Annotated in this window: 22 protein-coding genes; 7 read left to right on the top strand and 15 right to left on the bottom strand. The window is 70.4% G+C overall.

Annotation, left to right across the window (positions count from 1 at the left end; translation table 11 throughout):
- Nucleotides 1-264 precede the first annotated feature (264 nt).
- From bet to ACX9TP_RS31085, 4 genes are all read right to left on the bottom strand, one after another.
- Nucleotides 265-1,344 carry a phage recombination protein Bet gene (gene bet, locus ACX9TP_RS31100; RefSeq protein ID WP_482974258.1) on the bottom strand — a complete coding sequence of 360 codons (1,080 nt, stop codon included), beginning with the start codon at nucleotides 1,342-1,344 and terminating at the stop codon, nucleotides 265-267.
- A gap of 258 nt (nucleotides 1,345-1,602) precedes the next feature.
- On the bottom strand, nucleotides 1,603-1,902 hold the full coding sequence (locus ACX9TP_RS31095) for a hypothetical protein (RefSeq protein WP_482974257.1): 300 nt from the start codon (nucleotides 1,900-1,902) through the stop codon (nucleotides 1,603-1,605).
- 136 nt (nucleotides 1,903-2,038) lie between these two features.
- A complete protein-coding gene (locus ACX9TP_RS31090; protein ID WP_482974256.1) occupies nucleotides 2,039-2,971 on the bottom strand; it encodes a hypothetical protein in 933 nt (310 codons plus the stop codon).
- Between the two features lie 78 nt (nucleotides 2,972-3,049).
- Nucleotides 3,050-3,262 carry a hypothetical protein gene (locus ACX9TP_RS31085; protein ID WP_482974255.1) on the bottom strand — a complete coding sequence of 71 codons (213 nt, stop codon included), beginning with the start codon at nucleotides 3,260-3,262 and terminating at the stop codon, nucleotides 3,050-3,052.
- 238 nt (nucleotides 3,263-3,500) lie between these two features.
- Between ACX9TP_RS31085 and ACX9TP_RS31080 the strand changes: the two genes are divergently transcribed.
- The 5 genes from ACX9TP_RS31080 to ACX9TP_RS31060 all read left to right on the top strand — a co-directional run bounded on the left by ACX9TP_RS31080 (nucleotide 3,501) and on the right by ACX9TP_RS31060 (nucleotide 12,658).
- Nucleotides 3,501-3,857, top strand: coding sequence for a hypothetical protein (locus tag ACX9TP_RS31080; protein WP_482974254.1), 357 nt, complete (start codon nucleotides 3,501-3,503; stop codon nucleotides 3,855-3,857).
- Nucleotides 3,858-4,134: 277 nt separating this feature from the next.
- On the top strand, nucleotides 4,135-4,887 hold the full coding sequence (locus ACX9TP_RS31075; protein WP_482974253.1) for a hypothetical protein: 753 nt from the start codon (nucleotides 4,135-4,137) through the stop codon (nucleotides 4,885-4,887).
- 694 nt (nucleotides 4,888-5,581) lie between these two features.
- Complete coding sequence (locus tag ACX9TP_RS31070; RefSeq protein WP_482974252.1) at nucleotides 5,582-5,803, top strand: helix-turn-helix domain-containing protein; 222 nt, start codon at nucleotides 5,582-5,584, stop codon at nucleotides 5,801-5,803.
- Between the two features lie 2 nt (nucleotides 5,804-5,805).
- Entirely contained in the window at nucleotides 5,806-6,996 is a 1,191-nt protein-coding gene (locus ACX9TP_RS31065; protein WP_482974251.1) for a tyrosine-type recombinase/integrase, read from the top strand.
- A gap of 364 nt (nucleotides 6,997-7,360) precedes the next feature.
- Entirely contained in the window at nucleotides 7,361-12,658 is a 5,298-nt protein-coding gene (locus ACX9TP_RS31060) for a fibronectin type III domain-containing protein (protein WP_482974250.1), read from the top strand.
- 95 nt (nucleotides 12,659-12,753) lie between these two features.
- On the opposite strand, the gene ACX9TP_RS31055 is transcribed toward ACX9TP_RS31060, so the two are convergent.
- The 11 genes from ACX9TP_RS31055 to ACX9TP_RS31005 form a co-directional block, all read right to left on the bottom strand.
- On the bottom strand, nucleotides 12,754-14,034 hold the full coding sequence (locus ACX9TP_RS31055; protein ID WP_482982249.1) for a hemolysin family protein: 1,281 nt from the start codon (nucleotides 14,032-14,034) through the stop codon (nucleotides 12,754-12,756).
- Between the two features lie 79 nt (nucleotides 14,035-14,113).
- Entirely contained in the window at nucleotides 14,114-14,494 is a 381-nt protein-coding gene (locus ACX9TP_RS31050) for a response regulator (RefSeq protein WP_482974249.1), read from the bottom strand.
- Between the two features lie 97 nt (nucleotides 14,495-14,591).
- Complete coding sequence (locus tag ACX9TP_RS31045; RefSeq protein ID WP_482974248.1) at nucleotides 14,592-15,425, bottom strand: metallophosphoesterase family protein; 834 nt, start codon at nucleotides 15,423-15,425, stop codon at nucleotides 14,592-14,594.
- A gap of 81 nt (nucleotides 15,426-15,506) precedes the next feature.
- A complete protein-coding gene (locus ACX9TP_RS31040; RefSeq protein WP_482974247.1) occupies nucleotides 15,507-16,727 on the bottom strand; it encodes a ceramide glucosyltransferase in 1,221 nt (406 codons plus the stop codon).
- Between the two features lie 251 nt (nucleotides 16,728-16,978).
- On the bottom strand, nucleotides 16,979-17,665 hold the full coding sequence (gene phoU, locus ACX9TP_RS31035) for a phosphate signaling complex protein PhoU (RefSeq protein ID WP_482974246.1): 687 nt from the start codon (nucleotides 17,663-17,665) through the stop codon (nucleotides 16,979-16,981).
- Nucleotides 17,666-17,694: 29 nt separating this feature from the next.
- On the bottom strand, nucleotides 17,695-18,438 hold the full coding sequence (pstB, locus tag ACX9TP_RS31030) for a phosphate ABC transporter ATP-binding protein PstB (protein ID WP_482982248.1): 744 nt from the start codon (nucleotides 18,436-18,438) through the stop codon (nucleotides 17,695-17,697).
- A gap of 50 nt (nucleotides 18,439-18,488) precedes the next feature.
- Nucleotides 18,489-19,400: a phosphate ABC transporter permease PstA gene (gene pstA / locus ACX9TP_RS31025; RefSeq protein WP_482974245.1), complete on the bottom strand. Its 912-nt coding sequence runs from the start codon at nucleotides 19,398-19,400 to the stop codon at nucleotides 18,489-18,491.
- Nucleotides 19,397-20,407, bottom strand: a complete 1,011-nt coding sequence (pstC, locus tag ACX9TP_RS31020) for a phosphate ABC transporter permease subunit PstC (RefSeq protein WP_482974244.1) — start codon at nucleotides 20,405-20,407, stop codon at nucleotides 19,397-19,399. The genes pstA and pstC overlap by 4 nt, the downstream gene beginning before the upstream one ends.
- Nucleotides 20,408-20,447: 40 nt before the next feature.
- Nucleotides 20,448-21,269, bottom strand: a complete 822-nt coding sequence (locus ACX9TP_RS31015) for a phosphate ABC transporter substrate-binding protein (RefSeq protein ID WP_482974243.1) — start codon at nucleotides 21,267-21,269, stop codon at nucleotides 20,448-20,450.
- A 40-nt stretch (nucleotides 21,270-21,309) separates the two neighbouring features.
- A complete protein-coding gene (locus ACX9TP_RS31010; protein WP_482974242.1) occupies nucleotides 21,310-22,584 on the bottom strand; it encodes a porin in 1,275 nt (424 codons plus the stop codon).
- A gap of 116 nt (nucleotides 22,585-22,700) precedes the next feature.
- Nucleotides 22,701-23,390 carry a response regulator gene (locus ACX9TP_RS31005; RefSeq protein ID WP_482974241.1) on the bottom strand — a complete coding sequence of 230 codons (690 nt, stop codon included), beginning with the start codon at nucleotides 23,388-23,390 and terminating at the stop codon, nucleotides 22,701-22,703.
- Between the two features lie 124 nt (nucleotides 23,391-23,514).
- On the opposite strand from ACX9TP_RS31005, the gene ACX9TP_RS31000 reads away from it, so the two are divergent.
- Together ACX9TP_RS31000 and ACX9TP_RS30995 are read left to right on the top strand one after the other, a co-directional pair.
- On the top strand, nucleotides 23,515-25,158 hold the full coding sequence (locus tag ACX9TP_RS31000) for a sensor histidine kinase (RefSeq protein WP_482974240.1): 1,644 nt from the start codon (nucleotides 23,515-23,517) through the stop codon (nucleotides 25,156-25,158).
- Nucleotides 25,155-26,498 (top strand): sigma-54-dependent transcriptional regulator, encoded by a 1,344-nt coding sequence (locus ACX9TP_RS30995; RefSeq protein WP_482974239.1) that lies wholly within the window; start codon nucleotides 25,155-25,157, stop codon nucleotides 26,496-26,498. The genes ACX9TP_RS31000 and ACX9TP_RS30995 overlap by 4 nt, the downstream gene beginning before the upstream one ends.
- Nucleotides 26,499-26,551 lie beyond the last annotated feature (53 nt).

Below are 26,551 nucleotides of genomic sequence, written 5' to 3'. Positions count from 1 at the left end.
AAAAGGTGCGGGCCCGGCCCAGCCAGGGGGTGGAATCCGAGCCGGGCCCGCGTGGCGCGCTGTGCGCGCCGTGAGAACAACCCCGCCGGACCACCCGGCGGGTGTGGAGGCGGACGGTTCGGTCCAGGCAGTCCCGGGGGCTGCAGGTCCGTCCACCACCACGAGAAGGCCACGCCCATGCGGGCGTGGGGTGCCGCCTGCGAAGAGGCGGCGGGAACGCGGGCGGAGAGCTGGGGCCGCAGCTCCCGGCGCCGCGTGTGAGGCTCAGCCGTCCGAGCCGGGCTCGCGCGCCTCCGGCAGCGGCGGCATGCGGCAGCGCAGCTCCGTCTCCGCCTCCAGAGCGGCCAGGTTCTCCCGCATCGCCTTGGCCCAGCGCGCCTTCGGCTGCTCCTGGAGCTTCTCGTTGGCCATGTCGATGGTCTCGCTCAACTCCTCGTCGGAGAGCTCGGCGGCCGTCTTCCCCTTGAAGGGACCGAACGCCACGACGACGGCCGGGCGCGGGGAGGACGGCCCGCTGGAGGCGTGCTGCGCCGTCGCTGGCGCCTTGGCGACCGGTGCCGCCTCCACCGGCAGGGGCTTGTCCGTGCGCTGCAACGTGGCCGTCGCCACCTCCAGGGCCTCGCGGGTTGCCGTCTTCGCTGGCAGCGCGGCACTTGGCGTGGACTTGGCGGCCGGCTGTGCCTCGGGGGCGGGTGTCGCTGGCGCGGCTGCCACCACGTCGTGGGCCCCGTCCTCCGTGGGCTGCTCTTCGGCGGGCAACTCCTCGCGCACGTACAGGCCGCCGAAGGCCTCCGGGTACGCCTTGCGCAGGGCCGCCACGCGCGCGCACTTCTCAATCATCGTCGTGGGAATCTTGGCCCACAGCGGCGTCGTCTGGACGTAGCCGCTGAAGTCCAGCCACACGACGACGGGCAGCTTCCCGTCGCGCACCACGCGGGACCAGGCGCCCACCAGCGCGCCCTTGCGCTTGGCCGGGTTGAAGCGGTGCACCACCTCGCCCTTGCCCTGGTCCACGATGATTTCGTCCTCCGCGAAGACGGCGGACGCCTGGAGCCCTCGGAAGTCCGGGAAGCGCTCGGCGCGGGCGAGCATGCCGGCCTCGGAGGGCTGGAACTCGTGCTTCGTCACCCAGTTGGGCCGCTCGCGGTTGCCGATGTTGAGGCGCCGCGCGACGCAGAAGGCTTCCTTGAGCAGCGGGTCCAGGCCGCTGCGCTTGCACTGCTCCAGGAAGAGGGCGAACTCGTCCTCGCTGATGCCCTTGGGGCAGATGGTGCGCCGAATCAGCTCCCGGCGCTCCGACGTCCAGCCACTGCTGTTGTTGCCCGGCACGTTCCCGTCAGCCATGGTCATACTCCCCTCATTCCTCGTAGCGCTCGCCGGCTTCCTGCTCAGCGCGGCGCAGCAGTTCGCGTAGCTCCGCGGTCCACTCGTCCACCGGGTCGTCCCACTCCAACTCCCCGGCTCGGTGCCGCCCCTCGTGGCCGTCCGCGCGCTCGCACAAGACCCAGCTCTTCTCTGGGTGCTCCGTGAATGCGTGGCAGCGATAGAAGTGTCTTCCAGGGTCCAATCACATAAGCACTACCCTGGAGGTCTGACATTGATTCAACCAGCCTCGCGCTCCTGTGCGTTGAGAGCCGCGACTCCAGCCGCCCACTTCGCCTTCCGCGCCCACCACAGTTCAATCTCCAGCTCGGAGAGCAGCGCCGCCTCCTCCGCGCGGAGCGCCACCGTTTCGTTGCGGTGCCGCGCGACGGCGCCCTGCTCATGGCGCCACAACTCCTGCGTGGCCCGAGTGCCGTCGGGTGTGAGGCGAGCGCGCGCGTCCTCCGCGGCGCGCAAGGCCTCGGCGGCATCAGCCTGACGGGCGGGAAGGGTGGCCGCCTCGGTGAGCAGCTTGCTCACGTGATCCACCAGATTCGGCCGCCACCACGGTGCCAGCGCGAGGAGGCGCCTGCACACGTCGCCCAACTCGCCGACGGGCTCAGGAGTCGCGCAGGTCACGACGCGTCCTCCGAGCTCCGCTTCAGGGGCTGACCGTTCACGGCGACACCGCCCGTCCCTGCTCGCGGTAGTACTCAACGTCGGCCGGCCGAAGCGGGAAGCGCACCGCGTCCCAGACCTGGTGGTGCCCCTCGACTCGCCAGCCGTCGGCGTCCCACGCCGCAAGAGCGGCCTCGCGCGAAAGGACTCCGTCGACAGGGCACAGCACCTGCTGGCCGTCCCACAGTACCCAGTGGCCGCTCCCGGCCTCGTGACGGAGCAGGATGAAGGCGCGACCGATGCGCGGAACGTCCGGCTCGCATGATGGGTCGAGGTCGAGCCCCGCGGCCTGGACTGCAATCCGAAGCCCGTACGCTCCGCACTCGCCCGTCCTCCCCATCAGCTCGCATACCGTCTCCACCGACTGCCCTGTGAGCATGGCGACGCAGGTTTGGCCGCACTGCGCAGGCTTCTGTGGATGCCACCGGAGCCGGCCCAGCGGACGGCGGGCCCGGTACCAGCGGCGCCAGTGGGGGTAGGCGGTGCGCCAGCCGAGGGCGACCGCCCCCACCCACCCGAATGCCGCTGCCAGTGCCACGAGCCCCAGCCAGGGCATCAGCGCGCGGAGCTGCGCAGCGCGCGGGGAGCACTCCACGCGCACCGGCTCGCGCCCTTCCGCCTGCGCCTGCTCACGCTCCCGCGCGGACACCGAGTCCAGCTCGGCGCCGTACAGCAGCAGCGCGAGGGAGGCGGCCAGGGCCACCGCGCTGCGCAGCGACTCCCACGCGGGTGTGGCACCCAGCGTCGCGCCGTGCTGGGCCACCACGGCGCCCAGCAGCAGCGCGCCGTAGACGGCGCGCTCCACGTGCCAGGTGCGGAGCCCGGCCGCGTCGGCGCGGGACTCCAACGTGCGCAACGCCCGGCGCAGCCAGGGGCCCGGCTCCGCACGCTCTTCGACTACTCGGCAAAGCTCCGCCAGCAGCGTCGACATGACGCCTCCTTCGGTCAGCGGTGGAGTGGGGCCGGGATGCGCTCCCGGCGGGCGGCCTCGCGCAAGAGGCAGGGCGGCCTACGCGTCCGTCGGGTCGTTCTTCACCGCGAGCTGGAGCAGCTCGTAGAGCCCCTCAGGCCAGTCCTTCGGCTCGCCGTAGCACTCCACCGACGCCAACAGCTCCTTCGCCAGGGCCCGGGGCCACTTCGCCGGACGCTGCTTCCGCTGCGGACCCTCGAAGAGCGCGTTCACCGCGTCCTGCTTCTCCTGTTCCGTCATCTCTCCAGCCATGTGCTGCCCCCTGTGTGCTGGTGCTGCGCCTCAGCGTCCTCGCGGCCCGTGCCGCTCGCGCCCGCCCGTCGCCCCTCTCCCTCCCGGGAGCCCCGTCCGTCCGCCGAACTATGTCTCAGATGTTAACCATATTTGGTATCAAATCAAGGTTGAAATAGAGTTGGTGTGTAGGTATCAGTGTCGGCATAAGTCGTCGGCGCCGTTGAAGTCCCACCGAAGGCCACATAAGGAGGCGCGAATGGGCGCCGTCGCAGCCCGGAAAGAGGACGTGATGCCGATGTTCGAGACGCGCGGACCACTGGACGCCATCGTCCAGAAGCCCGCGAGGTTGCCCAAGCGCGAATGGTTGAAGCTCCAGGCCGTGAAGAACCGAGAGCGTGCGGCTGGCTCTGTCTCGCCGCTGACGGGGCGCAAGGTGTCGAGGAATGACGCCCTGTGGGCCATCGTCGTTCGCGGCCTCGCCGCCTATGAGGCGGAGCACGGCGCCATCCCTGTCGCAGAGAACGACACTTTGGAAGATGACGAGGAGTCCACGGCTCCGAAGCCGGGCGCCCGAGCAGTGAAGAAGGCAGCGCAGCCGAAGGCGAAGAAGTAGACGGGGAAGTCGGGGAAGGGCGGTACAGTCCGGCTCGGACGCACAGCGTCCTGGCAGCCGAGGAGCGGGCATGCGTGCAGGCGTGAATAACCGGGCCGGTGGTACGTCAGACGGCTCGCGCGGAGGTGGGCGAGGGGAGCAGAGAGGCCCGCGCGCCAACGATGACCGGCAGACTGACCGGGTGGGGCCGTACCACCTCAGCCGCTGCATTGAGAGAGGGACTCAGCACGGGGACCTGTACCTCGCCCGCGACCTGCACACCGGGGACGCTGCCCTGGTGGCGCGCCCCATCGTGGATTCGGCGCAGCTCCTTCCAACCACGCCGATTGACGTGCTGGACCAGTACCCCAGCGCCTCGGTGGAGGTCTCGCTGAAGTCCTCGGACTCTCCTGCGTACCGAGCTGTGGTGATTCGCGCTTCACCTTCCGCCTCGCCGGCCAAGCTGAACGAGGAGCTGACCGCATTGGCCGAGGACATGCCGAAGTTGTTGGAGAGCGCATTGGAGCGCTCCGACGCGCGTGAACATCTCCTCTCGCCGCCGCTCACCCGAGCGCAGCGGGCGCGTGGCCGCCTTCGCAGGCACATGGTGCGGGCCCGCCGGCTCGCAGCCCGCAGATGGAAGGATGTGGCGCTCGCCACCGCAGTGGCTGGCTTCCTTGGGGTGCTGTGGCTTCGGCCGGTGCCGTCCCAGGTCGACCCGCAAGTGGCTGCGCCGGCCCCTGGGCAAGCCACGCTGACGTCCAGCGTGGGAGAGGCCGCCGTTAATGACCTTGATGTTTCCCCACCCGTGCCGCTGTTCGAAATGACGGGTTCACGCGCGTTCGCGCTGGAGATGCCCAAGAGGCCCTTCAAGGGGCAGAAGAAGCCGCCCTGCAAGAAGGACCAGGATGAAATCAGCGGTGGCTGCTGGGTAGCGGTGAAGAAGGCGCCGCCGTGCGGCGACGACTACTTCGAGCACCACAACACCTGCTACGCGCCCATCATGGTACGGGATGATGGGACGGAAGGGCCGCGCTCGATTTCGCGGTGAGGGGCTTGAATTCCTCCGGCAGTATCAGTACTGGTTGAACCATAGTTATTCGTAGTTCCCGCTGAGTTAGAGGCAGTGGGCTTCCACAGGCAGTTCTTCAAGATGCTCTGGCCGGACGTGATGGTCTCGCCAGAGCTAGGGCCCTGCAACCACGTGATGGTGCTGCACGTGTGCCCGCGGGTTCTCGCTGGTGTCCTCTAACCACCAGCGAGGCCTGTCTTTGGAGGCGCCATGGATACGTCGGTCATCGTCGCCCCGCAGAGCAGCTCGCCCGCGCACGCGGAGCTGAGCGCCAGCTTGGCGCCCTCCAATCTCCAAACCCGGACGGTGCATCCATGGAGTGCACTGTCTCCGCCCCCGCTGCACGCACTGCGGTGCGTCCTGGCGGGCGCCTGTCGTCGCGGCCCCCTCGGTGCGCTCGCCCGAGCAGGGCGCGATGAGCATCCGCCCTGATCTGGCGCGCCGGTTGCTGACACGCGCGCGAGCGGTTGCACCTGGTGCTGCCAGCCAGCATCCGCGCGGACCGGGACGCAACGTATTGGGTAGTTGCGTCACTTCAAACCTAGTGTTTTGTTCAGTGATGCGTCCGACTGAGGTAGCGGCGATGAACGATGAACGAGGTGGCAGCGCCGAGGAGGCGAAGGAGAGAGCGGGGCGAGCCAGTGAAGCGGCGGCGCCTGGGGCGCGAAAGCGCATGAAGCGCGTGCCTGTGCCGCGCAGCGAGCTGCCGCCGGACCACTGGAGCGTAGACGACGTCGCCGCGTTCGCAGGGCGCTCGAAGGACTGGGTCTACAGCCAGGTGGCAGCCGGAGAAATCCCGCATTCGAAGCGTGGTGGCCTGCTCTTCTTCGACCCGGACACCATCGCGAAGTGGCTCGTCGGCAAGCCCGTGGCAGTGCCGAAGGCCAGGGGGTAGCCATGGCCGGCGTGCGGAAGAAGGGGCAGCGCTACTACGCCATCTTCAAGGACGTCACCGGGAAGAAGGTGGAACGTCCGGTGAAGGCCCGCACGCTCACCGAAGCGCGGCGGCGGGCGAACGAGCTCGAGGAAGTCGCGTGGAGCCGGCGCAACCACCTGAAGGTGGCGCCCACCTCTGAGCCGTTGAGCGAGGTGGCGCCGAAGTTCCTGCGCAGCATTCGCCACCACGTCAGCTTCCCGAGCATCGAATCCCGCTGGCGCCTTCACATCCTGCCCGCGCTCGGCGCTCTTCCCGTTGGCCAAATCAAGGCCACCGACATCGAGGACATGCTCGCCGCGAAGAGGGACGAGGGGTACGGCCAGCAATCGCGGCGCCATCTGAGGATGGCGCTGTCCGCCTTCTTCAAGTGGGCCATCAAGGATGGACTCGTCGAGAAGAACCCGGTGAGAGAAGTGGAACTCATCGCCGTACCGATGGGGGCCGCGAAGGCGCTGAGCTGGGCCCAGGTCGAAGCGGTGCGTGACGCGGCGCACGTCCAGTGGATGAAGGACCTCATCTGGGTGGCTGCCCACCTCACCCTCCGGTACATCGAGCTGCGTCGGCTGACGTGGGCCACCATCGATTTCCGCAGTCGCCTCGTGCACGTCCAGCGCGCGAAGCGTCTGGCATCACGTCAGCAGGCCGAGTCCTCACGCCCGGCCGTCATCCCCGAAGTGCTGGTGCCCTACCTCCGGCAGATGTGGCAGCGGCGGCGCGGGGACTATCTCTTCTGCTACGAGGACGGCGGTCAGCTCCCGACGTCCAGTCCGCATGCACGGTTCAAGGCGGCGCTCAAGGGCGCCAAGGTGGTGTCGGGCTACCAACTCGTGTGCCGCCGGAAGGGCTGCGGGTACAGTGAGGCCTCGGCGCGCGGTATCTCTACCCCGTGCCCGCGGTGTGGCTTCGCGTTGTGGCCCAAGGCCATCCCCGCCCGCTTCTCCTTCAAGGATCTGCGGAGCACCGCCATCACCCGCATCATCGACATGACGGGCAACGTACGCGTGGCGCAGCTGCAGGCGGGCCACGAGGACATCCGCACCACGCTGCGGCACTACCACGCGAAGGACTTGGACGTACAGCGGGCCGCGATGGACCGGGCCTTCGCCGCACCGCTGCCGCCCAACCCCGAGGACTCGAAGGCTTCCACCTAGTTTCCACCTACGGAAGCCGAAACCAACCCAAACCACCCAAGCGCATCCGAACGCACCTCAAGGCAAACCCTAGAAAAGACGAGCGTTTCCCATGACAACCGAGCCGACCCGAAAGAAGCGGGCGCGAACAGGTGGCCTCCGGAGCCAAAGGCCACAGGTTCGAATCCTGTATCCCGCGCATCCCCACCGTCCGGTCTGTCCAGGACCTCCTGGGCAGACCGGACGGGTTCGAGGGACGCCCGGCTGGACGGCCCCCCTCACGGCAATGACCCTGCACGGGACGGCCCTTGTGGTGCCGCCCCGAGGTCCGGTATTCCCAGGCCCCCCTGTGCTGCGTATCCGCCGGGGCTGAGCCGGGATTTCCATGCATCCTCGCAGCAAGGTCTGTGTCCTGTCCGTCGCACTGCTGGTGGCGCTGACGGCCTGTGGCGGTTCCTCACCTTCCAAGCCTCCCCCCGACGACGTTCCCCGGGATGCCGGCACGGAGACGCCCCGCCGCCCCGGGACGCCGCGAGAGGTGACGGCCACGCCCGGGGACAAGCAGGTGGTGCTGGCCTGGACGGCGCCCTCGGACACGGGGACCGCGGCCCTGGGCGGCTACGTGGTGACAGTGTCGGCGACGGGGGTCGCGGCGCGGACGGTGCCGGCCGCGGCCAGCCCGCTGACGGTGACGGAGCTGACCAACGGCACCGAGTACACCTTCACCGTGGCGGCCACCAACGCGGTGGGCACGGGAACGGCCTCGGCGGCTGTGACGGCGACGCCCATCGCGGTTCCGGGCGCGCCCTCGGGCGTGGTGGCCGAGGCGGGCAACGGCGAGGCGGTGGTGACGTGGGCGGCGCCGGCGGAGGACGGTGGCAGGCCCATCACCGGCTACGTCGTCACGGCCCAGCCCGGTGACCACTCCGTCACCGTGGAGGCCGACGCGCGGCGGGCCACCCTCACGGGGCTGAGCAACGGCACCCCGTACACCCTCACGGTGGCGGCCACCAACGCGGCGGGCACCGGGCCCGGCGCGGCGGCGGCGCAGAGCGTGGTCCCCAAGTCAGTGCCGGGCGTGCCCACGGAGCTGTATGCGACGGGGGGCAGCATGAAGGCGGTGCTGACGTGGAAGGCGCCGAGCGACTCGGGCAGCCCCATCACCCGCTACGTGGTGAAGGTCTTCGAAATCGACACCGCGCCGAACGAGGTGAAGACGACGGTGACGGCCGAGTCCTCTCCCGCCACCATCACCGGGCTCGTCGACGGGCTGACCTACATGTTCACGGTGATTGCGGAGAACGCGGTGGGGCAGGGGCCGGAGTCGGAGCGCTCCAACGGGGCGACCGCGCTGTCTCCTCCGAGTGCCCCCCGCGACGTGGTGGCCACGCCGGGCAACCGGCAGGTGGTGCTGACCTGGACGAAGCCGGAGGTGGAAGGCGGCGTGCCCGTCACCGGCTACTGGGTGAGGGGCTACTCCGGGGGCAACCGCATCCTGAGCGTGCAGCTGGGGACGTCCCTGCGCTACACGGCGACCGGGCTCACCAACGGCACGTCCTATGAGTTCTCGGTCTCCGCCGTGGGCCCCGGGGGCGAGGGTCCCCCCGCGCCCATGGCGGGCCCCATCGTGCCCATCGCCGTGCCGGACATGCCGCGAAGCGTGGTGGCCACGCCGGGCCACGGCCAGGTCTCGCTGTCGTGGGCCGCGCCGCTGGACGACGGCGGCCATGCCGTCACCGGCTACGTCGTGCGGGTGCTGTCGGGCTCCACGGTGCTGGGCTCGCAGACGACCCCGGGGACCTCCCTCACCCTCGGCTCCCTGACCAATGGCACCGCCTACGGCTTCACGGTGGCCGCGCTGAACAGCGAGGGCCAGGGCCCGGCCTCCGTGGCCGTGCTGGCCACGCCGCGCACGGTGCCGGACGTTCCGCAGGACGTCCGCGTCACCCGGGGGGACGGCCAGGTCCAGGTGGCGTGGAGCGCGCCGCCAGACGACGGCGGCAGCCCCATCACCCTCTACACGGTGCGCGCCTATGCCGGGGCGAGCGTGGCGAGGACGCAGACGTCCACCACGATGAGCACCACCGTGACGGGCCTCACCAATGGCACCGCGTACACCTTCCGCGTCTCCGCCCGCAACGCCGCGGGAGAGGGCCCCACCACCGCGGCGACGGCCTCCGTGCGGCCCGGCCGGGCGCCGTCCGCCCCGCAGGACCTGACGGCCGGCCCGACGAACCAGGGTGTCACGCTGAGCTGGGCCGCTCCCGCGGACAACGGCGGGCTCGCCGTCAGCCGCTACGTGGTGAGGACGTCGTCCGGTGGCTCGCTGCTGCGGACGGACTTCACCAGCAGCCTCTCAACCACCATCGGCACGCTGACCAACGGTCAGGCCTATACGTTCACCGTGGCCGCGGAGAACGAGGTGGGTGAAGGGCTCGCGATTGGCCCGGCGACGGCCTCGCCGCGCACGGCTCCGGACGCGCCGACGGGCGTCGCCGGCACCCCGGGGGACCGGCAGGTCACCGTCACCTGGACGGCGCCGACCGTGGACGGTGGCAGCCCCATCACCGGCTACTCGGTGCAGGTCTACTCCTCCACCGGCACGCTGCTGAGCACGCAGGACTCCGCCACGACGAGCGCCACCGTGACGGGCCTCACCAATGGCACCCCCTATCGCTTCGGTGTCAGGGCGCAGAACGCCGCGGGCGAGGGGGCGGTCTCCTCGCAGTCCGCCGTCGTCACACCGCGCACGGTCCCCGGCGTGCCGAGGAACGTGACGGCGGAGCCGAGCAGCACCGACGTGCTGGTGTCCTGGCAGGCTCCCGCGGACAACGGCGGCGCGGCTGTCACCGGCTACACGGTGACGGTGTCCTCCGGCGGGACGCAGGTGCGGATGCAGACGGTGGGCACCAGCCCGGTGAACATCACCGGGCTCACCAACGGCACCGCGTATTCCTTCACGGTGGCGGCCACCAACGTCGCGGGGACGGGCGCCGCGACCGAGCCCGTCTCGGCCACGCCGCGCACGCTGCCCAGCGCGCCCCAGAACGTGACGGCCACGCCGGGCAACACCCAGGTGCAGGTGGCGTGGACGGCCCCCGTGAGCAATGGCGGCGCGGCCATCAGCGGCTACACGGTGAGGGTGTCCACCGGCGGAACCCTGGTCCAGACGCAGACGGCGGGCGCCAGCCCGGTGACGCTCACGGGGCTCACCAACGGCACGGCCTACAGCGTGACGGTGGCGGCGCAGAACGCGGCGGGGCAGGGCCCGGCGAGCCCGACGGTGAACTTCACCCCGTTCGGCCCTCCCGGCGTTCCCCAGCGCGTGAAGGTCGCGGCCATGGGGCGGCGGGTGGCGGTGAAGTGGGACGCTCCGGCCAGTGATGGCGGCAGCCCGCTGACCCGCTACACCGTGACGTCCAGCCCGGCGGGGGTGCAGGTCACCGTGGCGGGCACGCAGACCTCCACCCTCGTGGACGGGCTGCCGTTGGTCTCCGGCTACACGTTCACCGTGGTGGGTACGAACGCCGCCGGTGCGGGCCCGGCCTCCGCGCCCTCCGCCGCCGTCGACATCTCGTGCGAGTCGGTGGGCTTCCCGGTGGGGCCGCTGCTCGCGGTGCCGCGCGCGCTGTCCCTGGCCCTGCTCGACGTCGACGCGGACAACCGCGCGGAGCTCATCGTCGGCGCCTCGAGCGAGGCCGGTGAGGCGCAGGTCCAGGTCTGGAAGACGGACGCGCTGACGGGCGTGGCGCTGTCGGCCGCGTACCCGGTGGCCCGCGTGCCGGACCGCATCGTGGTGGCGAACGTGGATGGCGACGCCTTCAAGGACCTGGTCGCCCTGCGCACCGGCTTCTCCGAGCTGATGGTGCTGAGGGGCCAGAGTGGAGGCACGTTCGCCTCCGCGGTGACGGCGGACACCGGAGGCTCGGTCTACGGCGTCGCGGTGGGCGACCTGAACAGGGATGGACGGCCCGACGTCATCGCTTCGAATGCCAATGCCCAGGAGGTGCGGGTGATGCTCGGCAACGGCAATGGAACGTTCCAGGCCGCGAGCGCCTTCCCGCTGGGCGCCTCTCCCCGCTACGTGGTGGCGGGTGACTTCAACCGCGACGGCAACCTGGATGTCGTGGCGTCGGCCGTGGGCACCTCGGGCGCCCTGCGGCTCTTGCCGGGGAACGGGCAGGGCTCGCTCGGTGCCGCGGTCTCCGTGCCGGGCCTCGGCAACGGAGGCGAGCTGCTGGCGGTGGACCTCAATGGGGATGGGTGGACCGACCTCGTGCTGTCCGGCACCACCAGTGACATCGTGACGCTGCGCAACGCCGCGGATGGCACCTTCACCTTCCAGCGGACGACGCGCCTCACCGGCAACAGCCCGGCGCTGGTGGCGGCGGGGGACCTCAACCGCGATGGCCTCCCGGACCTGGTGGTGCCCTCGCGGACGGGCGGGCGTGTCTCCGTCATCCGCAGCAAGGCGGACGGTACCTACGAGAACAACGTCACCTACCTCAGCGGCGCCCCGGCCTTCGCCTCGATGGGAGACCTGGACGCGGATGGGCTCCTGGACGTGGTGACGCTCGATGCGCGACCGAGTGCGTCGGCGCTGGTGGACCTGATGCGCGGCCGGGGTGATGGCTCCCTGGACGGGCTGCCCCTGGCCGTCGTGGGCGGCATGCGGCGGCTGCGGCTCGGCGACCTCAACAACGATGGGCGGCTCGATGCCGTCTACAACGACCATCTCGACACCACGCAGGTGCGGCTCGGCAATGGGAATGGGACGTTCGGGGCGGCGGCGAGCTACCCGTCCGGCAACCCGTCCTACGCCACGGAGGTCGTCGACCTGAACGCGGACAGCCGTGCGGATGTCATCACGTTCGGCTGGTCGGCCTCGCGCGTGGCCGTCCTCCTGGCGAACGCGGGTGGCTCGCTGCAGGCGCCCGCCTACTACCCCATCGGCGGTGTCGGAAACAGCGGCTCCGAGCTGGCCGTGGGCGACATCAACGCGGACGGGCGGCAGGACCTCGCCGTGGCGCTCACGTCGCCGGACCGGGTGAGCGTGCTGATGGGCACCGCGGGCGGAGGTTTCGCGGCACCCGTCCTCCTCGACTCGACATTCGCGCCCGTCGACCTCGTCCTGGCCGACCTCAACAAGGATGGACGGGCGGACCTCATCGCCGCCAATCCCATGCGGACGGGCGTGACGGTCCGCCTGGCCCAGGCCAATGGCACGCTGGGCGCTCCCCAGGCGTACCTGGAAAACCCGGGAGACATCACCTCGTCCTTCGACTTCAGCGTGGGAGACGCCAACGAGGACGGCTGGCCGGACATCGTCGCGACGGGCTTCACGCTGCGCACCCTGGTGAACGACAAGGCCGGCGGCTTCCTGGCGGCGCCCGTGACGAACGCGATTGTCTCGAGCTGGGTGATGAACCGGATGCGGGACATCAACGCCGACGGACACCTGGACCTGGTGCTCCACGACGCTGGCAGCAATGGCTCGGCGGAGTTCCTGCTCGGCTTCGGGGATGGGACGTTCAGCCGGGCCCTCGCGACCTATGCCATCGGCGGTTCGACGCTGGGGCTGTCGGCCATCAACCTGGGCGACGTCAACGGTGACGGCCGGCTGGACCTGGTGGCGGGGCAGGCGCTGAACGACATGGTCGTCCTGCCGCAGGTCTGCCGCTGAGCCGCTTCACCCGGATTCACTGACGACGTGACAGAGAGGGCCGGAGTCCCACGCGGGGCTCCGGCCCTCTCTCATTTCCAGGCCCTGTGCGAGGCTCACGCCTCCGCTTGCGGCGGCTGCGGCAGGTGGAAGCGCACGGTGCGCACGCGCCGGGGCGAGGACTCCAGCACCTCCACCACCAGCCCGCCCTCGGCCCGCAGCCGCGTCCCCGGCTCCGGGATGGCGCCGCCCGCGAGTGAGATGCACAGCCCCGCCACCGTCGAGTAGTCCTGGTCCTCGTCCAGCTCCAGCCCCAGCTCGCGGTTGACGTCGCGCAGCGCCGACGAGGCCTGCACCAGCGCCGTCGTCGGGCTCTCGCGCTTCACCAGCTCCTCGGGCATCTCCGACTCGCTGAGGATGTCCCCGACGAGCTCCTCCACGAGGTCCTCCACCGTCACCAGGCCCGCCACGCCGCCGCGCTCGTCCACCACCACCGCCAGCTGCATGCGCCGCTTCTGCAGCTCCTTCAGCGCGTCCATGGCGCGCATGGACTCCACGAGGAAGAAGGGCGGCCGCATCACGTCCTCCAGGACGATGAGGTTGCCCTCCCACGCTACGCCGAGCAGGTCCTTGGCGATGACGTAGCCGACGATGTTGTCCATCGCGCCCTCGTACACCGGCATGCGCGAGTGGCCGTGCTCCAGCAGCACCTGGCGGATCTCCTCCGCGCTCGAGTGCCGCCGCAGCGCGACGATGTGCTCGCGCGGCACCATCAGCTCGCCCAGCGTCAGGTCGCCCATCTCGAAGGCCCGCGACGCAATCTCCCCCGCGTGCGGGTCCAGCGTGCCCTGCTTCGCGGCCTCCTCCACCAGCTGCTGCAGCTCCTCCGCCGACAGCCGGCCTTCCGTGAAGTTCGTCCTGTCTCCAAACAGCCGGAGCACCACGTTGGAGCTGGCCGTGAGGAACCACACCACCGGCCGCATCAGCCAGGACAGGCCATGCAGCGGCCGGCCGATGAGCAGCGCGTAGCGCTCGCCCGCGCGCAGGGCGAGCGACTTGGGAACGAGCTCGCCCAGCACCAGGGAGAGGTACGAGACGAAGGCCACCACCACCGCCAGGGCTACGTCGTCTGCCTGCTGCTCCGGCAGTCCCATCCGCGCCAGCACGCCGCCCAGCCGGGTGGCCATGCTCGCGCCGCCGAAGGCCGCCGCGGTGGCACCGATGACGGTGATGCCGATCTGCACCGTGGCGAGGAAGCGCTCGGGGTCTCCCCGGAGCTTCTCCACGGCCTTCGCCGAGCCGCTGCCCTCATCCATCAGCTCCCGCAGCCGCGTACGCCGCATGGAGAGCACCGCCAGCTCGGCTCCGGCGAAGATGCCGTTGCCCAGGACCAGCAGAAGGATGATGACGAGCTCGGTGACGATGACGGCCCTCCTCTTTAGGGGCCCTCTACCCTAACCGTCGCAGGCTGGCCGCTCACTCCCCAAGTGACTGCAAGAGGAGCGACAGTTGATCCCGGCTCGCGCCCTTGGGCAGGTAGTAGTGCGGACCGGACAGCAGCGCGCTGCCCACGTCCTGTGCCGCCGCCGAGGTGAGGAACACGATGCGTGGATGGGGGCCGCGCGGCAGCCGCTCCACGACTTCCAGCCCGCTCAGCCCGGGCATGTTCAGGTCCAGGAGCATGACGCCATAGCGGTCCCCCCGCTTCAGCGTGTCCAGCGCCTCCTGTCCATCCGCGGCCTCGAAGGTCTCATAGCCGAGGTCTTCCAGGCTGAGCCGGAGAAACTCCCTCCAGTCCGCGTCGTCATCGACGACCAGGACCTTTCGTGCGCCGTCATCCGTTGCGAGTCGCGCCAATCATCCTCCCCCGACAGGAGATGAACTCCGCTGAAGGCGTCCATCATTCACACCAGGCGCTGAAATGGCGCCTGCCAGGGGAGCGGGCGGGCGGGCCCTAGAACAGGGCGATGCCGAGCTGTCCGACGAGGTACTGCAGCGCGGGGCGCACGTTGTGGCTCGCGGTGCGGGGGCGCTCCGACAGCATGGCGCGGCACCACGCCGGCTCGCCGAGCAGCCGGCCAGCCTGGTGTTGGAACACCCGGAAGCGGCCCAGGTCCGTGGAGCTGCCCGCGTTGTAGATGCGCAGCGGCCGGGCCGCTTCCGGCTCCAGCACGCGCTCGCCGGGGACGTGCCGGTGGCCGTGCAGCACCAGGTCACACCGCCCCTGGAGCCGCGACACCCACTCCGCGCCCAGGGGCAATTCCGCCGCGTGGGGCCAGCCCAGCATCGTGGCCAGCCGCTCCGGGAAGCTCTCCTCGGGCAGCGGCAGCACGTGGTGGTGCACCAGCACCGCCGTCAGCCTGCCGCGCGGCGCCGCGGCCAGGGCGGTGTCCACCGCGTCCAGCTCGGCGCGGGACAGCACCCCGTGGCTCGCGAAGTAGTTGCGGTTGTGCGGGCCGGTGGAGTCCACGCAGACGAGGTACAGCCCCGGCTGCTCCACCACGCGCACCTTCTGTCCCTCCATCCACTGACTTCCCGCGTCGTCGCCGGGGCGGTCATGGTTGCCGGGGATGAAGGTGAGCCGCCCCTCATCCAGCAGCGGGGCGAAGAGCTCGCGGAAGCGCTGGTACTCCACGCTCATGCCCTGGTGCGTCAGGTCTCCCGTCACCACCACGTGGTCCACGGCGCTGGCCTGGAGCGCTCCCATCAGCGCGCGGCCCGCCGCGTCGCTCTCGGGGGTCAGGTCCAGGTGGAGATCCGACAGATGTGCCAGCGTTCGGACAGGCATGCCCTTGTAGATAGGCATTCCTCGCGGCGGCATCAGGGCCTTCTGGTGAATGGGTAGCAAGTGCTTTGCGACAGTCGTGCATCAGCTCGCGACTTCGCCCACCAGCAACTCCTCACGCGCGTGAAGCGTGTGCTCGGGAACAGACGTGGGCGCGCGCGCCGGCACCAGCCGGGTGCCCGGGGCCACGCGCAGCTTCGTGCCGCGCCAGTCCACCGTGCGAAAGAAGACGCCGTGCCACCAGGTCGCGAAGAGCAGCGCGTCCTTGACGAGCACCCCCGGCACCGCGTCCCAGGGAAGCGCTTCGGCGCGCAGCGCGCGGCACGTGGCCAGGTCCACCGCCACCTTGCCCAGCACCACCGTCATGGCCACCATCCCCGTCGTGGGGGAGGGGGAGAGCAGGGTGCCCAACACGGCCAGCGGCGCCGGGTTGAGCAGCGCCTGGGCCAGGTACGTGGACGGAGACACCGCGGTGCGGTGGATGACGCTCCAGCGCAGGTAGCGCTGGAAGAAGGCCTTCACGCTCTTGCGCAGCGACACGTTGAACACCGGCGTGCGCGCCACCACCACGCGCCTGCCCAGCTTGCGCGTCACCCACTGGCCGATGACGTAGTCCTCCGCCAGCACGTCCTTCACGGAGAAGAAGCCGCCCAGCGCGTCCACGTCCTCGCGCCGCAGCGCCATGGACTTGCCCACGACGATGTCCTGGCCCGCCAGGCGCTTGGCGGCAATCATCCCCGCCGCCGCGCTGGAGGCCAGGTAGAGGTTGTCCAGCAGCGAGCCGAAGCTCTTCTCCCCCAGCCCCGCCACCGGGTGCGTCACGCAGCCCACCTCCGGGTCCGCGAAGGCCGCGGCCAGCTCCTCCAGGTAGCCCGGCGCCACGCGCGTGTTGCTGTCGCTGATGACCAGCACGTCGTGGCGCGCCCGGTCCGCCAGGGTGATGAGCTGGTTCACCTTCGGATTCAGTCCCGGCTCGCCCTCCTGCAGCTCCAGGCGCATGCGCCCCGGCCACCGCGCCACGGCGGCCCGCGCCACCGCGAAGGCCGCGTCCCGGGTGTCCTTCACGCCCAGCACCACCTCGTAGTCCCCCGCGTAGTCGAGCCGGGCGAACTGCTCCAGGTTCGCTTCCAGGTCGTCGTCCACGCCGCACAGCGGCTTGAGGATGGAGATGCCGGGCCGGGGCGCGCCCGCGGGGAGGACGCGGGGCGCGTCGCGCCGGTGCCGGAGCACGAGGAGGTACTGGATGAAGAGGGCGGTGAGGCCGAAGAGGGCGGCGAGCAGCAGGAGGCCGGAGGCGAGCAGCATTCGCGGGCAGTCCCCGAAGTCGGCGCGCAGGCATTGCGCGACCTGGGTGGCACGCTAGTGGCGCGTCCGCGAAGTAATCCAACATAGTCGAGGCAAGCCACTTTGCGAGCCCGAGTGCTGGGGCCGCGAACCCTCTTCGACTATGTCGAAGAATCTCGCGGACGCTCCACTAGAGGGGGCTCGCGTCAGGCCCGCGAAGCGCTCGCGGCGCCCGGGGCAATTCGGTGTGACGCCCTGATGAAGCCGTCCGGCTAGTCGGTGAGGTTGCGGCTGCGCGGGTGGCGGATGTCCTTGCCGCGCACCATGTAGACCACCATCTCCGCCACGTTCATCGCGTGGTCGCCGATGCGCTCCAGGTGCTTGGCGATGAACATCAGCGCGGTGGCCCGGCGGATGTTCTTCGAGTCCTCCATCATGTACGCGAGGAGCTCGTTGAAGATCTTGAGGAAGAGGGCGTCGAGCAGGTCATCCCCCTGGAGCACCTCCTCGGCCTTCGTCACGTCGCCGGAGACGAAGGCGTCCAGGGCCCGCTTCACCTGCTGCTGGGCCAGCTCCGCCAGCCGCGGCGTGTCCACGTAGGGCGCGAGCGGGGGGACCTGGTTCAGGTCGATGGAGCGCTCGGCGATGTTGACGGCCAGGTCGCCGATGCGCTCCAGGTCCGTCACGATCTTCAGCGCGGTGGTGATGAGGCGCAAGTCACTGGCGGCCGGCTGGCGCAGGGCGAGGATGCGACGGCACAGCTCGTCTATCTCCACCTCCAGGCGGTTGACGTCCTTGTCCGCCGCGACGACCTTCTCCGCGAGCACGCTGTCGCGCTCGGTGAGGGCCTTCATGCTCTGGGCGATGAGGTTCTCCACCTTGGCCCCCATCGCGAGGAGCTTCTCCCGCAAGTCCCGCAGGTCCTGCTCGAAGGCCTTGTCCGTGTGGGTCGCCGCCATCTCCCGTGTCCCTTCTTCCGCTCTACCGCTCACCCGAACTTGCCGGTGACGTAGTCCTCGGTGCGCTTCTCGCGAGGGTTGGTGAAGATCTGCTCCGTGGCCCCGCATTCCACCAGCTCGCCCATGTAGAAGAAAGCAGTCCGGTCCGACACGCGCGCGGCCTGCTGCATGTTGTGGGTGACGATGGCGATGGTGTACTGCGCCTTCAGCTCGTGGATGAGCTCCTCGATTTTCGCGGTGGCGATGGGGTCCAGGGCGCTGGCGGGCTCGTCCATCAGCAGCACCTCGGGCTCCACGGCCATGGCGCGGGCGATGCACAAGCGCTGCTGCTGGCCGCCGGACAGGCCGAGGGCGCTCTCGTTGAGGCGGTCCTTCACCTCGTCCCAGAGGGCCGCGCCGCGCAGGGACTTCTCCACCCGGGCCGCCAGCTCCGCCTTGTCCTTCGTCCCCCCCACGCGCAGGCCGTAGGCCACGTTCTCGAAGATGCTCTTGGGGAAGGGGTTGGACTTCTGGAACACCATGCCCACGCGGCGGCGCAGGTCCACCACGTCCACGCTGCGGTCGTGGATGTCCGTGTCGTCCAGGAGGATGTGGCCCGTGTGGTTGGTGCCCGGAATCAGGTCATTCATCCGGTTGAGCGAGCGCAGGAAGGTGGACTTGCCGCAGCCGGAGGGGCCGATGAGCGCCGTCACCCGGTGCTCGAGGATGGCCAGGGAGACCTTGTTGATGGCCGTCTTGGTGCCGTAGCGGAGCGTCAGCTCCCGCGACTCCATCTTCGGGCGGGGGGCATGGGGCTGGAGGGACATGGAAGGCGTACCGTCTCTCAGTGGGCGCCGGCGGCCTTGCGGCGCGTGCGCGTCCGGATGATGACCGCGACGAGGTTGAGGGCGAAGGTGAGCAGCAGCAGCACCAGCACCGTCGCATACAGCAGCGGGCGGGTGGCCTCCACGTCCGGTGACTGCGTGGCCAGCACGTACGTGTGGTAGCCCAGGTGCATGAACTGCGAGTTGAGGTGGCTGGGCAAATCCGGGAGGAAGTAGGCCGCGCCCGTGAAGAGGATGGGAGCCACCTCGCCCGCGCCGCGGGAGATGGCCAGCACCGCGCCGGTGAGGATGCCCGGCAGCGCGCCGGGCAGCACCACCCGCATCAGCGTCTGGGACTGGGTGGCCCCCAGCGCGAGGCTCGCGGTGCGGTGGTCCATGGGCACCGCGCGCAGGGCCTCCTCCGTGGAGACGATGACCACCGGCAGCGTCAGCACCGCCAGGGTGAGCGACGCCCAGAGGATGCCCGGCTGCGCCCAGTGCATCTCCTCGTAGCCCAGCGCGCGGTCCATGCCCCGGCCGACGAAGAGGATGAAGAAGCCCAGGCCGAAGAGGCCGAAGACGATGGAGGGCACGCCGGCCAGGTTGACGACGGCCACGCGCACCCAGGCCGCGAGGCGCGAGCCCGGCGCGGCGTACTCGTGGAGGTAGACGGCGGTGAGCACGCCCACCGGCATCACCGCCAGCGTCATCAGCAACGTGAGCGCGGCGGTGCCGATGATGGCGGGGAAGATGCCGCCGCCCATCATGCCGTCGCTCGGCGGCTGGGTGAGGAACGTCCAGGTGACGTTGCTGGCGCCGTTGGCGATGACGTCCAGGAGGATGAGCGCCAGCATGCCCACCATGAGGAAGGCGGCCAGTCCGGTGAGCGTCGTGAGGAACAGCCCCACCGCTCGGCGCGTGGTGTACGTCACGAGGCACTCCCCGTCAGGCGCTTGATGACCTTCTTCGTCCAGGCGGACGCAATCATGTTGAGGACGAAGGTGAAGAGGAACAGCTGCACGCCGATGAAGAAGAGGAGCGAGTAGTGGGGGCTGCCCACCACGACTTCACCCATCTCCGCGGCGATGGTGGCCGACAGCGAGCGCACCGAGTCGCCCAGGCTGGCGGAGACGATGGCCGCGTTACCCGAGGCCATGAGGATGATCATCGTCTCGCCGATGGCGCGCCCGAAGCCCAGCACGCACGCGGCGAGGATGCCGGGGGCCGCGGCGGGGAGCACCACCTTCCACGCCGTCTCCCACGGGGTGGCGCCCAGCGCCAGGGACGCCTCGCGGTAGCTGCGCGGCACCGCGGTGAGCGAGTCCTCGGCCACGGTGAAGATGACGGGGACGATGGCCAGCGCCAGGCCGAAGCCCGCCACCAGCGCGTTGAGGCGGGTGTGCAGGCCGAAGGCGTCCTGCAGCACGGTGGCCATCACCATCAGCGCGAAGAAGCCCAGCACCACCGAGGGGATGCCCGCCAGCAGTTCGATGACGGGCTTGAGCAGCTCGCGCAGGCGGCGCGGGGCGAACTCGGCGGCGTACAGCGCGCCGAAGACGCCCACGGGCACGGCCACCAGCATGGAGACGGCGGTGGTCTTCAGCGTCCCGATGAACAGCGGAATCATGCTGACCTTGGGGACATTGGAGACCGGCTGCCAGACGAAGGCGGGCGGCTTTCCCTGCCGCACCACCTGCGGCAGGAACATCTTGGAGAGGCTGGCCTCGTGGCGGGCCTCGGGCTCCAGGAAGAGCGCGAGCGCCTCCTTGGCCACGAAGACGATGATGAGCACGAGGGCGGCGATGCCGGTGAAGGCCACCAGCGTGACGAAGCCCGCGATGACCTTCTCCCGGAGCTGGCGTCGCCGCGCCGCCGGAGAAAGCCGCGGCACTGCCATGGTTTCCGTGAGGCCCTGCTGCATGACCACCTGTCTATCCATGTGCGTCAAGGCCTCGCGTGACAATCGTGTGACGGCGGCACTACTTCACGGGGAAGTAGCCGACCTTGGTGACGATGGCCTGCCCCTCGGGCGAGAGGGCGAAGTCGATGAAGGCCTTCACCTCACCGGCGGGCTTGTTGCGCAGGTAGAAGTACAGGTCGCGCGACAGCGGGTACTTGCCCGACTTGATGTTCTCCGCGGAGGGGTCAATCTCCTCGTTGCCCTTCTTGACCTTCAGCTCCTTGATGCCCTTGGCGTACGCGGCGCCGCCGTAGCCGATGCCGTTCTTCTCCTTGGCGACGGCGTTCACCACCGCGGCGGTGCCGGGCAGCGTCTGGGCGGCGGAGGTGAAGTCCTCGCCGCTGAGGACGTTGTCCTTCACGAACACGTAGGTGCCGGAGGAGTTCTCACGGGAGTAGACGACGATGGGCGCGTCCGGGCCGCCCACTTCCTTCCAGTTGGTGACGTCCCCCAGGTAGATGTCGCGCAGCTGCTCCATCGTGAGCGACGTCACCGGGTTGGCGGCGTTGACGTAGAAGGTGACGCCGTCCTTGGCCACGGAGATTTCCACGCCGGTGGTGTTGTAGCGGGCGCGCAGCTTCTTGCCCTCGGCGTCCTTCATCTCGCGGCTGGACATGGCGATGTCCGTGGTGCCGTTCTGCAGGGCCGCCAGGCCGGTGCCGGAGCCGCCGCCCGTCACCTGCACCTTGGCGTCGGGGGTCTTCTTCATGAACTCCTCGGCCCAGCGCTGGCCGAGGATGACCATGGTGTCCGAGCCCTTGACGGTGACGTTGCCCGCCTGGGCGGCCAGGGGCAGTGCCAGCAGGAGCACCGCGACGATTGACTTGAGGAAGGTCTTCATTGTGGGTCTCTTTCGAAGATGAGGTGGGTGGGCGGCGGGCCTAGTAGCGGGCCTGGAGCTGGAAGGTGAGCAGGTTGTCGTGGGGGTCCTCCGCGGCGTCGGGCGCGGCCGTCATCGGCAGCTCGTACGCAAGGGTGGCCTTGAGGTTCTCCGAGAAGTAGTGGAGCAGGGCGACGGCGAGCGTGCCCACCGAGTTGTTGCCGCCGGGCTTGCCCTCCGGGGTGGCGACGTCGGGACGGCCGTTCTCGGGGTCGAAGTAGTCGTAGCGGACGGCGACGGCGTCCGTCAGGCCCACGTTCTGCACCAGCAGCCCGTACCAGCCGCTGGCCGGCACGCCGAACTGCTCCACCTTCGTGTTGCCCGAGCTCTTCCAGTACGACGTGCCGGTGATGTACTCGCCCTTGATGGCGGTGCCGCCGAAGGGCAGCACGTCCAGGTACATCTGCGCGTCCAGCGCGACGCGGGTGCGGTCATACGCCACGCGGTAGGTGTCCGTGGGCTTGCGGCCCAGGGTGTGGCCGTACCAGCCGGAGATGCCACCGGAGAGCCACTTCAGGTCGAAGCCGGCGCGGCCGATGATGTCCTTCTCCTTGTCGTTGTCCGCGCCGACGAAGCCCTGGTTGAAGATGCCGTCGCCGTCGAACACGCCGACGTCGAGGTTGACCATGCCCTTGAGGAACGCGCTGGTGTACTTCGCTCCGCGGTCCCGCTCGTCGGGGAGGAAGGCGCGCACCACGCGGCTGCGCTCGGGAATCTCCCGGTCGCTGGAGGACTGCACCGCCTCGTAGCCGAAGGGCCACTTCATCTGGCCCAGGGTGAGGCTCATGGCCTGCTTCGTCCCGGGGATGAAGAAGGTGGCCTCGGCGTCACGGACCGTCACGCCGGTGTCGGGCACCGCGTCGATCTGCAGCATCATCTGCGCCCAGTCCGTGGTGTAGGTCGTCTTGAGCCGGCCGCGGCGCACGGCGAAGCGGCTGAAGCCGCCCGTGCCGGAGTCGTCCAGGCTCTGCTGGTACTGGTAGCGGCCCTGGACGTAGCCGGAGAGCTTCAGCTTCTTGAGCGCGGACAGGTCGGTCTTCGTCTCGGCGTTCTGCTCCTCCAGGGAGGTGACCTTGCCCTCCGTGGTGGTCATCCGCTCGTCGATGCTCGGGGCCTCGGGCGTCTCGGAGGCCTCGGGAGCCTCGGCCGTCTCGGCGGCCGGGGACGTCTCGGTGGAGGGGGTCGTCGCGTCACCCGCGCCGGGCCGAGGCTCTGTCGTCTGGGCCAGGGCCACGCTGGAGGTCAGGGTGAACAGTGCAACGAAGAGGTTACGCATAGGATGTGGGGGCTCCGGTGTGTTACGCCGCGTGGCGATCTATGGAAGCCGTGTGTCCTTTTCGCGTCCCGCCTGTCACAAATGGGTGAACGTGCATCACGAACGTGTGACAGCCGTCAGGCGGCGGACGGGTCGATGATGCGGTAGCCGACACCTCGCACCGTCTCCAGCAGCGCGCGCGCCGGGCCGAGCTTGTCGCGCAGGCGCATGACGTGCGTGTCGATGGTGCGCGTTTCGAGGGAGGAGGACAGGCCCCAGACCTCCTCGAGGAGCTGATCTCGCGTCTGGACGCGGCCCGGTCGCGTCATCAGGTACTCCAGGAGGCGGAACTCGAGCGCGGTGAGCTGCACCTCCTTGCCCTCCACGTAGAAGCGGTGGGCGCCCACGTCCAGCTTGAGGGCGCCGATGAGCCGGGGCGCGACGCCGTCCGTGGGCGGGCCACCCCGGCGGAGGATGGCCTTGAGGCGCAGCACCAGCTCGCGCACGCTGAACGGCTTGACGACGTAGTCATCCGCGCCGGCCTCGAAGCCGCGGATGCGGTCCGCCTCCTCGCCCTTGGCGGTGAGCATGACGATGAGGACGTCGCGCGTCAGGGTGGAGGCGCGGAGCTGCCGGCAGACGTCCATGCCGGACATGTCCGGCAGCATCAGGTCCAGGAGCACCAGGTCCGGCTTCTGCTCGCGGGCGGCGGCCTGGGCCACCTCTCCGGTGTGGGCCACGCGCGTGGTGAAGCCGGCTCCGCGAAGGTTGAAGTCGATCAGCTCCGCGAGGTCTTGCTCGTCGTCGACGATGAGGACATGGGACATGGCGCACGCAATGTGCGCGTCCCGGCTTTCTCCCGCGTGACGCGTCTGCAACAACTGCGTGAGGTTCCGGGGAAGACAGTTGGGATGGAGTGCCCCGCTCCGGTGTAGATCTCCCAACGCACCCATGGAACCCCAGCTCCCACCCTCGTCCCCCGTCCCCTCGCTGACCCCCACGCCGGGGGAGCTGGCGCACGCGCAGCGCCGGGGCGGCCGCTCCGCGCTGCTCGGCCTGGGCCTCGTCGGACTGCTCGCGCTGGCGAGCCCCGTCATCGGCTACGTCGAGGACGTGCGCCGCGCGCGCGAGGAGCTGCTCACCCGGCTGTCGAACATGGCCCGCGTGCAGGCGGACGCGCTGAGCGTCCACCTGGGCGTGCTGGAGGCGGAGCTGGCCCGTGTCTCGGGGCACCCCGCGCTCTTCCCGGAGGACGGCACCTCGCCGGCGGAGGAGGCGCTGCTCGACAGTGCCTTCTACCACTCGTCCCTCTTCTCGGAGGGGGTGGCGCTGCTCGGCCCCGACGGCAAGCGGCTGTGGAGCGACCCGCCCGGCATGTCGCTGGGGGACTCGCCGGTGACGCAGCGCCCCTGGTTCCGGCGGATGGTGGAGCGGCACGCGTCGGAGATAGACCTGCTCGAGCGCGAGGGCGGTCCGCTCGTCGTCGCCGTCCCCATGATGGGCAACGGCGTGCTGCGCGGGGTGCTCATGGGGGAGGTGCGGGCGGGGGCCCTGCCCACGCGGACCACCGCCGGAACGACGCAGTTGCTGATGGACGAGCGCGGCCGGTTCCTGCTGCCGTCCCCCCGGGGCGCGAGCCCGCCGGAGGCGTCGGAGCGGCTGCGGGCGCTCGCGGATGTCCCCGGGCCGCTGACCCTCTCCGGCAACCCGCTGGTGGGCGCGGCGGCGTGGGTGGGGCGCAGCGGGCTGCTATTGGTGGTCCTGGAGGAGGAGACCGCCACGGCGGACCTGCGCTCCCGGCTGCTCAGGCAGCTGGCCTTCCACATCGCGCTGCTCGTCACCACGCTGGTGCTGCTCATCCTCCTCTTCCGTCGCTCCTACCGCTCCCTGCTCGCGGCCGAGGACCGGCTGCGGCGGCAGGAGACGATGGCGGCGCTGGGCACGGCGGCGGCGCTCATCGCGCACGAGGTGAAGAACGCCCTCAACGGCATCCAGGCCGCGCTGTCCGTGCTGCGGCACACCGCCGCGGGCAGCGAGCTGCCCGTCCGGGCGCTGCGCTCGCAGGTGGAGCGCCTGGGGCACCTGGCGCGCTCGCTGCTGTCCTTCGGCTCGCCCCGCGCGGCGCTGCGGCGCAGCTGCGAGCTGCGGCTGCTGGCGCAGGACGCGCTGCAGGCGGTGAGCATGCTGCCCGAGTCCGAGGTCGTGGAGCTGCGGACGGAGCTGGCGGAGGGACTGATGGTGCAGGGGGACGCGGCCCTGCTGGTGTCCGCCATCGACAACCTGGTGCGCAACGCGGTGGAGGCGGGCGCGGTGGCCCGGGACACGGGGCTGCGGCCCGAGCCGTGGGTGTCGGTGAGCCTGACGCGGGAAGGCGAGGAGGCCGTGCTGGTGGTGGAGGACAACGCGGGGGGCGTGGACCCCGGGCTCGAGCCGCGGCTGTGGGATCCGTTCGCCACAAACCGGGCGAAGGGAATCGGCCTGGGGTTGCCCATGGCACGCTCCTCCGTCGAAGCTCACGGGGGAAGCCTGAACTATCGCCGCAGTCCGCAGGGCAGTCGCTTCACGCTTCGGCTGCCCCTGGAGCGCACGCCATGAGCACCCATCTGCTGCTGGTGGACGACGACCGGACCTTCGCCGCGCTGGCCGCGTCGGTGCTGCGCCAGGAGGGCTTCCGGGTGACGACGACGCACTCGCTCCACGACGCGCGCGCGGCCCTGTCGCGCGAGGCGCCGGAGGTGGTGGTGCTCGACAGGCGCCTGCCCGACGGGGACGGCATCGACTTCCTCCCCGAGCTGCGCACCCAGTTCCCGGACACCTCCGTGCTGCTGGTGACGGCGCACGGGGACATTGCCAACGCGGTGGAGGCCATCAAGGCGGGCGCGCGCGACTACCTGTCCAAGCCGGTGGAGCTGGACGACCTGGTGTTGCGCGCGCGCCGGGCCGCCGCGGACGTGCAGCTGCACGAGCGGCTGCGCCAGGCGGAGAGCGAGCTGGGCGGCCGGCACCGGCTCTTGCGTCCCCGCTCCCCGGCGATGTCGGCCGCGCTGCAGATGCTGGAGCGCATCGCGACGGCGCCGCGCAGCGCGGTGCTGCTGCTGGGCGAGACGGGCGTGGGCAAGGAGGTGATTGCCCGTCACCTGCACGCCCTGCGCGGAGGGCAGGGGCCCTTCGTCCACGTCAACTGCGCGGCGCTGCCCGCGACGATGGTGGAGAGCGAGCTGTTCGGCCACGAGCGCGGCGCCTTCACCGACGCGCGCGCGGCCCGGCGCGGCCTGGTGGAGGTGGCCAACGGCGGCGTGCTCTTCCTCGACGAGGTCGGCGAGCTGCCGCTCGGCCTCCAGGCGAAGCTGCTCACCTTCCTGGACCAGGGGGCCTTCCGCCGGCTGGGCGGCACGGTGGAGCTGCAGAGCACCGCGCGCGTGGTGGCCGCCACCAACCGGGACCTCACGCGCGAGGTGGCCGAGGGCCGCTTCCGCGAGGACCTCTACTTCCGCCTGAGCGTCTTCCGGGTGGAGCTGCCGCCCCTGCGCGAGCGGCGCGAGGACGTGATGCCGCTGGCGGAGTCGCTGGTGGCGGAGCTGTGCGCCGAGCTGGGGCGCAGGCCCGTGGGCTTCTCTCCCGCGGCCGTCAAGCGGCTGGAGCGCTACCCCTTCCCGGGCAACGTGCGCGAGCTGCGCAACGTGCTGGAGCGCGCGCTGGTGCTGGAGTCGGGGCCCGCCCTGGAGCTGCAGGCGCTGGAGCCGCGCGGCGACGCCACGCCTTCCCCCTTGGACCCGGACGCCTTCGTGGTGGCGGGCCCGCCCCGCCCGCTGGAAGAGGTGGAGCGCCTCTACGTCCGCCACGTCCTCGACCGGCTCGACGGCCGGAGGATGGAGGCCGCCCGGGCCGTCGGGCTGTCGTATCCCACCTTCCTCCGCCGGCTCGGCGAGGAGTGACGCCAGGCGGGCATTCAAGATTCTTTCAGCCCCCGGGCACCCACTTCAAAAGG

Source organism: Pyxidicoccus sp. M15, from assembly GCF_056858435.1.
The sequence above is the reverse complement of the archived record's forward strand: the minus strand, read 5'-3'. Positions and strand labels throughout refer to the sequence as shown.